The following is a 13,842-nucleotide window of genomic DNA, read 5'->3' on the forward strand; positions in this document are numbered from 1 at the left end:
GGTCGTGCGGGATTCGAACCTGCGACCAATTGATTAAAAGTCAACTGCTCTACCAACTGAGCTAACGACCCATTATGCGTTACTGCCTACTATAATTTCCTGCTGCTTTAACGTTTTACAGTTGTCTTGGCAACGGCGGCATATATTACTAATTTCTCTTCACAGTGCAACTTAAATTTCTGTTAATACGTTTAACTGCTTGTTCTTCGCTCGCTAAAGCCCAGAAATTAGTCAATGCGACCAATTCCTGGGCTCGAAAAAGGCTAAAGAGCAGATAAACGTTTCTGTGCCTGTTTAGCAGCATCGGTATTGGGATATTGCTTGATCACTTGTTGATAAACCGCCTTCGCTTTATCGCTTTGGCCTTTATCCTGCATGATCACCCCAACTTTAAACATTGCTTCTGAACTTTTTGGAGACTTGGGATAATTTTTTACTACAACAGCATAATAATATGCGGCATCGTCTTTCTTACCCTTGTTGTAATACAACTGCCCTAGCCAGTAGTTGGCATTAGGCTGGTAAGTCGACTTTGGATACTGCTTCACAAAACTTTGGAAAGCAGTGATCGCTTGATCATATTGCTTTTTCTCAAGCGCCAGAGAAACCGCAGCATTATAATCGCTGTTTTCATCACCAGTACTTGCTGCAGGTGCCGCTGTAGCCGCTGCTGCGCCTGCGGTGGCAGTATCAGAACTACCTGTCGCTGCATTATCTGTCGCAGCGCCAGCAGCCGCAGGCGTTGAAGTCGACGCCCCCTGACCACTACCCAGACTATCCATCTGCTGATAGATCTGTTTTTGCCGCTCAACAATTTGATTGAGCTGATACTGATTCTCTTGGATCTGACCGCGTAAACTATCTACATCGCGTTGCGAATCTGATAATTGTTGCTGAAGTTGAGTTAATAGCTGGCTGTGAGCGTTGGAAATACGCTCAAGTTGAGTGACCCGATCTTCTACCGAGCCGGAGCCGACATTACTGATTGGCGCTTGGGCAGTAGCGGCCCATGGGACCGCTACGCCAACCAGTAACGACAGACCCACTAAGTGACGTCTGAAGTTACTGTTCATGCGATTCTCTTAGTAAACCAGAACTGCACGACGGTTTTTAGCGAACGCTGCTTCGTCATGGCCCAGTACTGCTGGTTTCTCTTTACCGTAAGAAACGATAGAGATCTGGTCAGCAGAAACGCCTTTACCTTGCAGATACATTTTCACTGCGTTTGCACGACGCTCGCCCAACGCGATGTTGTATTCTGGCGTACCGCGTTCATCCGCGTGGCCTTCAACAACAACTTTGTAAGATGGGTTGCTACGCAGGAATGCAGCATGTGCATCCAGCATTTGAGCGAAGTCAGAACCGATATCGTATTTATCGAAGCCGAAGTAAACGATATTGTTCTTTTGCAGTTCTTGCATCTGAAGACGCGCTTGCTCTTCGGAAGACAGGTTGCTGCCATTTTCTGTACCAGTGCCAGCGCCCATGCCAGATTGGTCATTATTTGCGCTTTTGTTAGAACTACAAGCAGCGATAGCCAGAACTGGCAATGCCAACATCAGCCCTTTCAGCACTTTGTTCAGTTGCATCTCTTTGATCCTTTTTTATAGTTTGCCATACATACGTATTTACACATGCATCACAGATACGGCGACCAGGCAGGAAATTTGACCTGTCCATCAGTTGCCGGAAGACGCGCTTTGAAACGCCCATCAGTCGAGACCAGCTGTAACACGGCTCCCAGCCCTTGTGTCGAGCTATAGATAACCATGGTGCCGTTAGGCGCGATACTAGGCGTTTCATCCAGGAACGTGTCCGTTAATACTTGAACGGCTCCCGTTACTAGATCCTGTTTGGCGATGTGTTGTGCCCCGCCATTGGAGCTAACCAATGCCAGGAATTTACCATCAGGACTCACATCTGCGTTCTGGTTCTGAGAACCTTCCCACGTGATTCGCTGAGGTGCACCGCCATTAATATTCACTTTATACACTTGTGGACGGCCACCCTGATCCGAGGTATAAGCCAAATTCTGGCTATCCGGGAACCAGCTTGGTTCGGTGTTATTGCTACGACCATCAGTCACTTGGCTTATTTGGCCAGATCCCAGATCCATAACATACAAGTTCAGGCTGCCGCTTTTAGATAGCGCGAAGGCCAGTTTAGAACCGTCCGGTGAGAAGGCTGGAGCACCATTATGACGAGGGAATGAAGCCACTTGTCTAATTGCACCATTGGCCAGCGTCTGGATAACCAGTGCTGATTTGCCACTCTCAAAAGTTACATAAGCAATTTTGCTACCATCTGGAGACCAGGCTGGTGACATCAAAGGTTCAGGAGAACGATGCACAACAAACTGGTTGTAGCCATCGTAGTCAGAAACCCGCAATTCATGTGGGAATTTGCCGCCGTTAGTTTGCACAACATAGGCAATACGGGTACGGAAAGCACCTTTAATCCCTGTCAACTTTTCAAATACTTCGTCGCTGGCAGTATGCGCAGAATAACGTAGCCATTGCTTGGTTACTTTATACTGATTTTGCGCCAAAACGCTACCGGCCGCACCAGAAGTATCCACTAACTGGTAAGAAACCACGTAGCTGCCATCAGCACTTGGTTGAACCTGACCAACAACAACGGCATCAATACCCAACGCAGTCCAGGCCGCAGGTGTTACTTCAGCTGCTGTGGAAGGTTGTTGTGGCATGCGCGCCGCATCAATTGGGTTAAATTTACCACTATTACGTAAATCCGCGCCGACAATAGCGCCAATTTCTTCTGGTGGTGTACCTGGCCCCATCCATTTGAATGGAACAACCCCAATTGGGCGAGCCGAGTCTACCCCTTGGGTAATCTCAATTCGAACTTCTGCATGTAAAACAGAAGCCCATAAAACTAAAAAGCCTAGCGCTACTCGAAATGCCTGCTTCATCTTATCTCCCTTATCCGAGCGGGATGCCCGCGATAATTAGCAGAATTTTAACAAACCAACGCAAACAAAACTACATAATCCATGGTTGATTAACAGAGTTATATCCCAGTCAATCAAACCTTATTGAGGTTTAAATACAAGCGGAGCATTCTTAAACACTTCATAAACATCCGCAGTTGGAGGTTTAGGAATTTTCGCTTGTTTTGCCGCGGCGATTGCAGCCTGACACAGTGCCGGGTCGCCCCCTTCCGCTTTAACATCAATTAATAGACCATCTGGTGCCAATTTAATTCGCAGATCACAGGTACGGCCTTTGTAAAGATCTGCATCATAAAATTTACTTTGGATCGCGGCAGTTATCTGGCCCAGATAGCCACTGACATCAGCACCTGATGCCCCGCTCTTCTTGCCACCACCTTTACCGGCTGCAGCAGCGCCAGCACCTGAACCACTTTTCGGCGCATTCTTGGAGTTTGCCAAGCCGCCAAATAAGTCATCAACATCCGTTGCAGCTGCGGCTTCTGCGGCAGCTTTCTTCTTAGCCTCAGCAGCAGCGGCTTTTTTAGCATCGGCGGCCGCTTTCTTCTCAGCATCAGCAGCAGCTTTCTTTTCAGCAGCTTCTGCGGCAGCCTTTTTCGCCTCTTCTGCCGCTTTCTTCGCGTCAGCATCAGCTTGTTTCTTCGCCGCAGCGGCTACAGCAGCCTCTTTCTTGGCTTCAGCTTCGGCTTTCTTTTGAGCCTCAGCCTGTGCTTTCACCAGCTTATCGGCCTCTGCTTTGGCCTGGGCCGCAGCTGCTTCAGCCTGCTTCTGCTCTTCTTTCGCTTTGGCAGCAGCGGCGGCGGCAGTTTTCTGTTGCTCTGCGGCCTCTTTTTGCTGTTCAGCGGCTTGTTTCTTCTGTTCTTCAGCCGCCTGCTTTGCATCTTCCTGTGCTTGCAGACGCTCTTTTTCCAATTCTTTCAGGCGTTGTTGTTCTGCCGCCTGCTTCTGCTGTAGTTCTTCAGCTTGCTGATCGGCTTTTTTCTGGCGTTGCTGCTCCGCGCGTTTAGCGTCCGTCTGCTGCTGTTGCTGACGGTTATACTGCTCGGTCACCGCGCCCGGATCGACCATGACGGCGTCAATAACTTCGCCGCCTGCACCGCCGCCGCCCATTTCAGTCGTCTGCGTCAGAGAGCCCCAAATCAACAGGGCAATCAATATGATGTGCAGAACCACCGACACTATAATGGCGCGATTCAGCTTATCATTTTGCTCGGTTGCCTTACCCACGCTCGATTTCCACACTCGATGTCCGCGCTCTATTTCTAAAAAACGGAACTGCTAAAAACAGGGTATCTACTGGCTGGATTTGCTATCAATCCAGCCAATATCAACACAAATTTATATCGGTTGAGTCATTAAGCCCACCGACGTCACTCCAGCCTGATGCAGCATATTAAGGGCCTTAATAATTTCATCATAAGGAACCTCTTTAGCACCACCAATCAGGAACACGGTCTTCGGATTTGCTTTCAATCTTGCTTGAGCCTCTGCCACGACTTGCTCTGAAGGCAGTTGCTCCATCCGCTGATGGTCAATCACCAGCGAATATTGACCCACACCTGATACTTCGACAATGACCGGAGGATTGTCATCACTGGAAACGGTTTTTGAATCCGTCGCGTCAGGGAGATCTACCTCAACACTTTGCGTGATAATAGGCGCGGTCGCCATAAAGATCAGCAATAGCACCAGTAAAACGTCAAGCAAGGGAACAATGTTAATTTCAGACTTAAGCTCGCGACGTTTACGACCACGTACTCGCGCCATACAACCCCCTACTTATTTGCTCTCGGCGCTAGCAAAAGCCTGGCGATGCAGAATAGCAATGAACTCTTCCATGAAGTTGTCATAGTTTTGTTCAAGTTTATTCACACGCTGGTTCAGGCGGTTATATGCCATAACAGCAGGGATTGCAGCAAACAAACCGATTGCCGTAGCAATCAGTGCTTCAGCAATACCTGGCGCAACCATTTGTAAGGTCGCCTGCTTGACGGCACCCAGAGAAATAAAGGCATGCATAATCCCCCATACTGTACCAAACAGACCGATATATGGGCTGATAGAACCAACAGTACCAAGGAAAGGAATATGGGTTTCCAGCGCTTCTAATTCACGGTTCATAGAGATACGCATCGCACGAGAAGCGCCGTCAATCACAGCTTCGGGTGCGTGGCTGTTTGCACGATGTAAACGGGCAAACTCTTTAAATCCAGAATGGAAGATTTGCTCGGAACCACCAAGCGTATCGCGACGAGCCTGACTTTCTTGATACAGACGGGACAGCTCAATGCCGGACCAAAATTTATCTTCGAAAGCCTCTGCATCGCGGGTGGCAGCATTCAGAATACGCGTTCGCTGAATGATGATCGCCCATGAAGCAATAGAAAAGCCCATCAATACCAGCATGATAAGCTTAACGAATAGGCTTGCCTGCAGGAATAAATCCAGAATGTTCATGTCAGCCACTACTTAAACTCCGCGACAATAGACTTAGGAAGCGCTCTTGGCTTCATTTGGTGTGGATCGATACATGCGATCAATACTTCTGCACTACTCAGAAGATTGCCATGTGAGTCGAGAATTTGTTGAGCAAACGTGAGAGAAGCTCCACGCATTGCGGTAATTTCACTCTGAACTTCCAGCATATCATCAAGACGTGCAGGCGCCAGGTATTCTACCGTCATGCGGCGGACAGCGAAAGCGACATGCTCACTGAGCAATTGCTGCTGGTGAAAATTGCGTTGGCGCAACATTTCCGTGCGCGCCCTTTCGTAAAAGGCAACGTAGCGCGCGTGGTAAACCACGCCACCAGCATCGGTGTCTTCAAAATAGACACGAACCGGCCATCGAAACAACGTATTACTCACTCTACTTCCCAGTAATGCAGTTAACGGACACACTATACTGAAGAGCGTTAAGCTTTGGAATCACTTGCGAGAATAGAACGAAAATAATTATGGGCCAGGCGGCCCATAAAGGAGAGATTGTATTCAGATTAGGCGAAACGTACTCAGATTAGACAAAAAAGTAGAATAATCCCGCGCCCAAGATCACAATTGCAGGAAGTGGTGAGAAAAAAGCACGCAACCACACCCGCTTAGGGCGAAAACCAACGCCATGAATCACACCGGTACACACTGCCCACACGATAAATACCTCTTGCCAGACTTCAAGTGAGCTGGTTGCCGCCGCAAAACGCGAAGGGTCCCAAAATACACAGAAAGCCACAGCAAATGCGAGCACCAGTGAAAGGGCCCGTAAAGGGCCCTTATCCATTAAATCGTATAGCTTATCGGACAACATCATCATTGCCATTGTTAGCGGCTTTCGCTGCTGCGTTGGCTTCACTCTGCTCCAGCGCCAGAGCAGTAATGATACCAAAGGAGCAGGCCAGAAGTGTCCCTAGAATCCAGGCAAAATACCACATGCTTTATGCTCCTTAGTACAGTGAGTGCTTGTTGTTTTCGATAAAGTCTTTATCAATGCGCCCGAACATTTTGTAATAACACCAACTGGTGTAAATCAAGATGATAGGAACAAAGATGATCGCAACAATGGTCATCACTTTCAGCGTCAACAGGCTAGATGTTGCATCCCACATTGTCAGACTGACATTTGGCATAGTGCTTGATGGCATAACGAACGGGAACATGGTGACCCCGGCGGTCAGAATCACGCAAGCAATCGTCAGTGATGAGAATAAGAAGGCCCAAGCCCCTTTTTCAAGACGCGACAGTATAATAGTGAACAGTGGCAGAATCACCCCAAGTGCAGGTAGCGCCCACAAGCTTGGGTACTTGTTGAAGTTAATCAACCATGCACCAGCCTGATGTGCGACTTCTTTGCGCATCGGGTTAGATTCAGCAGCTCTATCCAATACTGAAGTAATCACAAAGCCATCAATACCGTTAACTAACCAGATACCGGCCAGCAAGAATGCAACGCCCATGACCAGCGCGGAAATTTGCGCAGCGGCACGGGAACGCAGATGCAACTCACCACGAGTACGCATTTGCAGATAAGTTGCCCCTTGGGTGACCAGCATGGTCAAGCTGACAACCCCTGCTAACAGGCCAAACGGGTTCAGTAACTGGAAGAAGTTACCCGTGTAGAACAGGCGCATGTACTCATTCATGTGGAATGGCACACCTTGCAGCAAGTTACCAAATGCCACACCGAAGACAACTGCAGGCACGAAGCTACCGATGAAGATGCCCCAGTCCCACATGTTGCGCCAGCGGCTATTCTCCAGCTTAGAACGGTAGTCAAAACCGACCGGACGGAAGAATAACGCAGCCAATACCAGAATCATCGCAATATAGAAGCCGGAGAATGCAGCTGCATACACCATTGGCCAGGCAGCGAACAGTGCCCCACCCGCTGTAATCAGCCAAACCTGATTACCATCCCAGTGAGGGGCAATCGAGTTAATCATAATACGGCGTTCTGTATCATTTTTACCGATGATACGCAGCAGGATACCGACGCCCATGTCGAAACCATCGGTGACTGCGAAACCAATCAGCAGCACACCGATCAGCAGCCACCAGATAAATCGTAATACTTCATAATCAAACATAAGTGGACTCCTGTTTACCGTGCTTCCTGCACTGGGGCAGTCGGCTGTTCAAAATGATAGCGGCCAGTTTTCAGGCTGCTAGGCCCAAGGCGCGCGAATTTGAACATCAGGTACATCTCTGCCACCAGGAACAGCGTGTACAAACCACAAATCAGTGCCATGGAGAACAGAATGTCGCCAGCAGTGACGGATGAGTTTGCAATTGCTGTCGGTAGCACTTCACCGATGGCCCAAGGTTGACGGCCATATTCAGCCACAAACCAACCTGCTTCAACTGCAATCCACGGTAACGGAATACCGTACAATGCGGCACGCAGTAGCCATTTCTTCTCGCCAATCCGACCACGAACCACGTTATAGAACGAGAGGCCGATGATCAGTAACATCAGGAAGCCACAAGCCACCATGATGCGGAATGCGAAGTAAAGCGGCAGAACACGCGGGATAGAGTCCTTAGCGGCTAACTGGATTTGCTCTTCAGTCGCGTCTGTTACGTTTTCTGTATAGCGCTTGAGTAGCATGCCATAGCCAAGATCTTGCTTCGCTTTATTGAAGGCTTCACGTACCGCCGGATCAGTATTGCCATTACGTAACTGTTCAAGCAGATGGTAAGCCTGGATACCATTACGAATCCGCACTTCATGCTGAGACATCAAATCACGTAAACCAATCACCGGTGTATCCAGTGAGCGGGTGGCGATAATGCCCAATGCAAAGGGGATCTGAACCGCAAACCGGTTCTCCATGGTTTCCTGATTAGGAATGGCAAACAGCGTAAAGGCTGCCGGAGGTGGTTGAGTTTCCCATTCCGCTTCAATCGCAGCCAATTTAGTTTTCTGCACGTCACCCATTTCATAACCGGATTCATCACCCAGCACGATAACAGACAGCGTTGCAGCTAAACCGAAGCTTGCAGCGATAGCAAAGGAGCGCTTAGCAAACGGAATATCACGGCCTTTCAGCAGATAGTAAGAGCTGATACCCAGAACAAACATGGCACCGGTAACATAACCAGCAGCCACAGTGTGAACGAATTTCACCTGAGCGACTGGGTTTAGAACCAGTTCTGAGAAACTCAGCATTTCCATACGCATGGTTTCAAAGTTGAAGTCAGACGCAATCGGGTTTTGCATCCAGCCGTTAGCAACCAAGATCCACAACGCAGAGAAGTTAGAGCCTAATGCAACCAGCCAGGTTACGGCCAAATGCTGGTGTTTACTCAGGCGATCCCAACCGAAGAAGAATAGACCGACAAAAGTAGATTCTAAGAAGAACGCCATTAAACCTTCGATTGCCAGAGGGGCACCGAAGATATCACCGACGTAATGTGAGAAATATGACCAGTTAGTCCCGAATTGGAACTCCATAGTCAAACCAGTGGCAACCCCCAGAGCAAAGTTAATAGCAAATAACTTGCCCCAGAATTTGGTCATATCTTTATAGATTTGTTTACCAGACAGCACATAAACCGATTCCATAATTGCCAACATAAACGCCATACCCAGCGTTAGTGGGACAAATAAGAAATGGTACATTGCCGTTAAGGCAAACTGTAACCGTGACAGTTCGACAATATCAAACATCTTGACTCCTTGCTCCTCGCAGGAAGACTCCGACTTGCGGTAACGCGACCTCCATGTTAATTGGAAATCTCATATTGACCCGCAGTGAATGCCCAAAAAAACACAACAAAAATAACAATATCAACTACCCAGTATTACACCGCGGTAATAGTACGCTTCTAATCCCACACAATAAATAGGATTTTACGTGACCCAGCTTAGAGTTCTGGATACAGGTCAACAAATAGGCCATTTGCCCATCATGTCATAGTTTGATCCAGAACAATTTAAGCCCATATGAACATTATTGCCATATTCAAAACTTGATTTAGAACAATTAATTCTTTTTCATGTTAATTAAAAGTTTGATTGTTTTTATATAATCCAGAACTGTTAATAAAATGTAATTTTATGGTTTATCTAATGCTTTATTACGTCGTTATTATGCGATCCAAGTTAACTTTTAAATTTATTAGTTTCAGGGTGAGTTAAATCACAATTTCGAGTTTTACATAAATATATTAGTCTATTCTGAGGGAAGCGTTCGCTAGTGTTGCCATTTTGTTGCATGATAAAGTGCTATTACTTGATAAAATATTGAATCCCCTACAATGAAAAAAATAGCACTCACCACCTTACTCTGTGTTAGCACCACCGCCATCGCCGCACCGCAAGTCGACGTCACTATCTTGGGCACCTCTGATTTACATGGCACTTTTGTGCCGTGGGACTATGCCACTGACAGTGAAAATCTGGCCGGTAGCCTGAGTCAAATCGCTACCAAAGTGCAGAAAATTCGCGCCGAGCAGCCCAACATTATTTTGGTTGATGCCGGTGATACCATTCAGGGCAACTTTGTTGAAACCTTTAAGAATGAGCCCATCAGCCCGATGGTCCTCGGCTTTAATGCCTTGAAATATGATGCCTGGGTGATGGGTAACCATGAGTTTGATTTTGGCTTAAAAATCCTTTCTACCTCTCTTAAGCAATTCGACGGTACTGCGCTGGCGGGTAATATTTTCTGGGATTCAGGTAAACCCTACCTACCCTCTTATAAAATTATTGAGCGCCAAGGGGTTAAAATTGGCATCATCGGCATGGATACCCCAATGACTGCCGAGTTCGCTCAGGGAACCGGCCGCATCAATGGTATCCATTTCACTGATCCGGTGCAGGAAGTGAAAAAGGTTATTCAGCAAATCCAGCCGCAAGTCGATGCCATTGTGCTGGTTGCTCATATGGGGATAGATAATGAAAATCAGCGGCCAGGAACGGGTGTTGGCGATATAGCCAAAGCCAACCCAGAACTCGCAGCTATAGTTGCTGGCCATATGCATGTGAAGATTGATAAGGCCGTGGTTAATGGCGTTATTATTACCGAGCCGGATAAATACGGCCGCGCACTGTCCCGTATTGACCTGAAATTTGAACAGCGAGATGGCAAGTACCAACTCATCGACAAAGACAGCTATACCTACCCTATCCAAGGCATTAAGTCAGATAAAACGCTGGAAGCTATTTACCAGCCTTACCATGACATTTTGCGCGCCAATGCTAATCGGGTTATTGCTAAGTTGAGTGGTAGCAATCTGGTGCCGCCGGATGAGATTAAAGGCATTCCTCAAGTGCATGTGCAGGACACAGGTATCAGCGCTCTGTATCAGGAAGCAGCTCATTATTATGCTCCCCATGCGCAGGTCATCGCCTTGCAGATTGATAATGACCATCCCAAGCTGGATGTCGGTGATATCACCGCTAAAGACATTGCATTTAACTATCAATATGCTGGCGGTGAAATCACGGTTTATTCTCTAACCGGCAAAGAGTTAAAGCAATATATGGAGTGGTCGGCGGGCTACTTTAACCAAGTCAAACCGGGGGATGTCACTTACAGCTTTAATCCGCAACGCCGTGCCTCAAAATATTCAACCAATGATTTCTTTGATGGCGTGACTTATACCATTGATTTGCGCCAGCCGGTGGGTTCGCGGATCACCGATTTACGGCTTACTGATGGTACCCCTGTCATTGATATCACCCCAATTCATCTGGGAATGAACAGTTATCGGATGGGCCATCTGACACAAAAAGGTGGCGTGCTCGAAGGGCAAAAATTCCCGATATTGTCCGACAGTAAAGCACAATACGGTGAAGAAGAAGGCACTATCCGTAATCTGACTATTCGCTATCTGACTGTGGTTAAGTCCGGCAAGTATGAGGGCAAACCTCAACAACGTTGGCAATTAGTGGGATTAGAAGGCTATGACAAAGAGCGGCAGATTGTTAAGCAACTGATTAATCAGGGGACTATTTCGGTACCGTCCACTGCCGATGGCCGTTATACCAACATTGCTTCAATCAATGTTAAAGATAAATTGTTTAAGGATAAAGCCAGTTACAATGCGGCATTAACGGCGTTGCAGCAGCAAGCCGCCAGCGCCACGACTGAACAAACCAAGCAACAAGCGCAAATGGATATTGCACTGATTACTGCTTTGAATAAGTTCTGATTGAGCATTAAAAAGGCCACCGCAAGGTGGCCTTTATGTCGAGCGTGTTATTGAGGTAGCGGCTATTACTTATTGCTTTGGTATACCGCTTTCACCGCATTACCAATTTCAGCTAGGCTACGCACGGTTTTCACACCCGCCGCTTCCAGAGCAGCAAATTTGTCATCCGCAGTCCCTTTACCACCAGCAATGATGGCACCAGCATGGCCCATACGTTTGCCTTTTGGTGCAGTTACACCGGCGATATAGCCCACAACAGGTTTGGTCACGTGCTCTTTAATATAAGCTGCCGCTTCTTCTTCTGCATTACCACCGATTTCACCGATCATTACGATGACTTCAGTTTGTGGGTCTTCCTGGAATAACTTCAGAATATCGATAAAGTTAGAACCAGGGATTGGGTCGCCACCAATACCAACGCAGCTTGATTGGCCGAAACCGATATCAGTAGTCTGTTTTACTGCTTCATAAGTCAGAGTGCCTGAACGCGAAACGATACCAACTTTACCCGGCAAGTGGATATGGCCAGGCATGATGCCAATCTTACATTCACCTGGGGTGATAACACCCGGACAGTTAGGGCCGATCATACGCGCATCGGATTGATCCAATTTGACTTTTACGACCAGCATATCCAGTGTCGGGATGCCTTCAGTAATGCAGATGATCAATTTTATACCGGCGTCGATAGCTTCCAGAATTGAATCTTTACAGAACGGCGCTGGCACATAGATAACAGAGGCTGTGGCACCGGTCGTTTCTACAGCTTCACGAACGGTATTGAACACCGGCAGACCAAGATGCTGGGTTCCGCCTTTGCCTGGCGTAACACCGCCAACCATTTTGGTACCATAGGCGATAGCTTGTTCTGAGTGGAAAGTCCCTTGGCTACCGGTAAAGCCCTGGCAAATAACTTTGGTGTTTTTATCAATTAAAATAGACATTATTTAGCCCCCACTGCCGCTACAACTTGCTGAGCCGCATCTGTCAGGCTGGTCGCAGCAATGATATTCAAACCGCTGTCTGCCAGTTTTTTGGCACCCAGTTCGGCATTATTCCCTTCCAGACGAACCACGACCGGCACGTTGACACCCACTTCTTCAACCGCACCAATAATGCCGTCAGCAATCAGGTCACAACGCACGATCCCGCCGAAGATGTTAACGAAAACCGCTTTCACTTTGTCATCAGACAAAATGATTTTAAAGGCTTCAGTCACGCGCTCTTTGGTGGCACCACCGCCAACATCGAGGAAGTTAGCCGGTTCGCCACCGTGCAGTTTCACGATATCCATGGTACCCATTGCCAAGCCAGCGCCGTTTACCATGCAACCAATGTTGCCATCCAGCGCGACGTAGTTCAGTTCCCACTGCGCAGCATGTGCTTCGCGGGCATCTTCCTGACTTGGGTCACGCATTTCGCGCAGTTCAGGCTGGCGGAACAAGGCATTGCCATCAGCACCCAGTTTGCCATCCAAGCAGATCAAATCGCCTTGTTTGGTGATAACCAGTGGGTTGATCTCGACCATTGCCAAATCACGTTCCAAGAACATGGTTGCCAGACCCATAAAGATCTTGCTGAACTGAGTCACTTGCTTACCAGTCAGACCCAGTTTAAAGGCTAATTCACGACCTTGATAAGGTTGCGGGCCAGTCAACGGATCCAACGCGATTTTGTGGATCAGTTCTGGTGTCTCTTCAGCCACTTTTTCAATTTCAACACCGCCTTCAGTGGATGCCATAAACACCACACGACGGGAGCTACGGTCAATAACTGCACCCAGATAGAGCTCTTTATCAATATCTGTTGCAGCTTCAACCAAAATTTGGTGAACCGGCTGGCCATGGGCATCTGTCTGGTAAGTTACCAGTTTTTTACCCAGCCACTGTTCAGCGAAAGCACGAATATCTTCTTTGCTATTAACCAGTTTCACGCCGCCCGCTTTACCGCGACCGCCAGCATGTACCTGACATTTAACCACCCACGGGCCAGCACCGATTTTAGATGCGGCTTCTTCTGCTTCACGCGGTGTGGTACAAGCGTAACCCGTTGGAGCGGGCATGCCATACCGAGCAAACAGTTGTTTTGCCTGATATTCGTGTAAATTCATGATGTTCTATCCATATAAGGTCTGAGATGGGCCGAAGCCTTCTAGGTAGCCTGATTGCACGGAGGCAGGTTATTAACACCTTGCAATCAGACTGACCTTGTCATTTATCT

14 protein-coding genes are annotated in these 13,842 nt (G+C 47.8%); 1 reads left to right on the plus strand and 13 read right to left on the minus strand.

What is annotated here, in order from left to right:
- Positions 1–263 precede the first annotated feature (263 nt).
- The 11 genes from cpoB to cydA form a co-directional block, all read right to left on the minus strand.
- Positions 264–1,073 (minus strand): cell division protein CpoB, encoded by an 810-nt coding sequence (cpoB, locus tag FTA96_RS00160; RefSeq protein ID WP_050107752.1) that lies wholly within the window; start codon positions 1,071–1,073, stop codon positions 264–266.
- Between the two features lie 9 nt (positions 1,074–1,082).
- A complete protein-coding gene (gene pal, locus FTA96_RS00165; protein WP_004393299.1) occupies positions 1,083–1,589 on the minus strand; it encodes a peptidoglycan-associated lipoprotein Pal in 507 nt (168 codons plus the stop codon).
- A 50-nt stretch (positions 1,590–1,639) separates the two neighbouring features.
- Positions 1,640–2,932 (minus strand): Tol-Pal system beta propeller repeat protein TolB, encoded by a 1,293-nt coding sequence (gene tolB / locus FTA96_RS00170; RefSeq protein ID WP_004712294.1) that lies wholly within the window; start codon positions 2,930–2,932, stop codon positions 1,640–1,642.
- A gap of 120 nt (positions 2,933–3,052) precedes the next feature.
- A complete protein-coding gene (gene tolA, locus FTA96_RS00175; protein WP_050122425.1) occupies positions 3,053–4,198 on the minus strand; it encodes a cell envelope integrity protein TolA in 1,146 nt (381 codons plus the stop codon).
- Between the two features lie 111 nt (positions 4,199–4,309).
- Positions 4,310–4,738, minus strand: a complete 429-nt coding sequence (tolR, locus tag FTA96_RS00180) for a colicin uptake protein TolR (RefSeq protein WP_004712292.1) — start codon at positions 4,736–4,738, stop codon at positions 4,310–4,312.
- Positions 4,739–4,750: 12 nt separating this feature from the next.
- Positions 4,751–5,437, minus strand: a complete 687-nt coding sequence (gene tolQ, locus FTA96_RS00185; protein ID WP_004393307.1) for a Tol-Pal system protein TolQ — start codon at positions 5,435–5,437, stop codon at positions 4,751–4,753.
- Positions 5,437–5,838 (minus strand): tol-pal system-associated acyl-CoA thioesterase, encoded by a 402-nt coding sequence (gene ybgC, locus FTA96_RS00190; protein WP_145572945.1) that lies wholly within the window; start codon positions 5,836–5,838, stop codon positions 5,437–5,439. Before ybgC ends, tolQ begins: the two co-directional genes overlap by 1 nt.
- Before the next feature lie 148 nt (positions 5,839–5,986).
- Complete coding sequence (gene ybgE, locus FTA96_RS00195; RefSeq protein ID WP_172665444.1) at positions 5,987–6,274, minus strand: cyd operon protein YbgE; 288 nt, start codon at positions 6,272–6,274, stop codon at positions 5,987–5,989.
- A complete protein-coding gene (gene cydX / locus FTA96_RS00200) occupies positions 6,261–6,398 on the minus strand; it encodes a cytochrome bd-I oxidase subunit CydX (protein WP_004712290.1) in 138 nt (45 codons plus the stop codon). Before cydX ends, ybgE begins: the two co-directional genes overlap by 14 nt.
- Positions 6,399–6,410: 12 nt before the next feature.
- Entirely contained in the window at positions 6,411–7,550 is a 1,140-nt protein-coding gene (gene cydB, locus FTA96_RS00205) for a cytochrome d ubiquinol oxidase subunit II (RefSeq protein WP_050107756.1), read from the minus strand.
- Between the two features lie 14 nt (positions 7,551–7,564).
- Entirely contained in the window at positions 7,565–9,133 is a 1,569-nt protein-coding gene (gene cydA, locus FTA96_RS00210; protein WP_050107757.1) for a cytochrome ubiquinol oxidase subunit I, read from the minus strand.
- Between the two features lie 590 nt (positions 9,134–9,723).
- Here cydA and FTA96_RS00215 point away from each other — a divergent pair.
- Entirely contained in the window at positions 9,724–11,622 is a 1,899-nt protein-coding gene (locus FTA96_RS00215; RefSeq protein ID WP_145572946.1) for a bifunctional metallophosphatase/5'-nucleotidase, read from the plus strand.
- Positions 11,623–11,687: 65 nt separating this feature from the next.
- Here FTA96_RS00215 and sucD read toward each other — a convergent pair whose 3' ends face one another.
- Both sucD and sucC read right to left on the minus strand, forming a co-directional pair.
- Entirely contained in the window at positions 11,688–12,566 is an 879-nt protein-coding gene (gene sucD / locus FTA96_RS00220) for a succinate--CoA ligase subunit alpha (protein ID WP_025377611.1), read from the minus strand.
- Positions 12,566–13,732 (minus strand): ADP-forming succinate--CoA ligase subunit beta, encoded by a 1,167-nt coding sequence (gene sucC / locus FTA96_RS00225; protein ID WP_050107761.1) that lies wholly within the window; start codon positions 13,730–13,732, stop codon positions 12,566–12,568. Before sucC ends, sucD begins: the two co-directional genes overlap by 1 nt.
- Positions 13,733–13,842 lie beyond the last annotated feature (110 nt).

The organism is Yersinia alsatica (assembly GCF_902170305.1).
GTDB classification, from domain to species: Bacteria; Pseudomonadota; Gammaproteobacteria; order Enterobacterales; family Enterobacteriaceae; genus Yersinia; species Yersinia alsatica.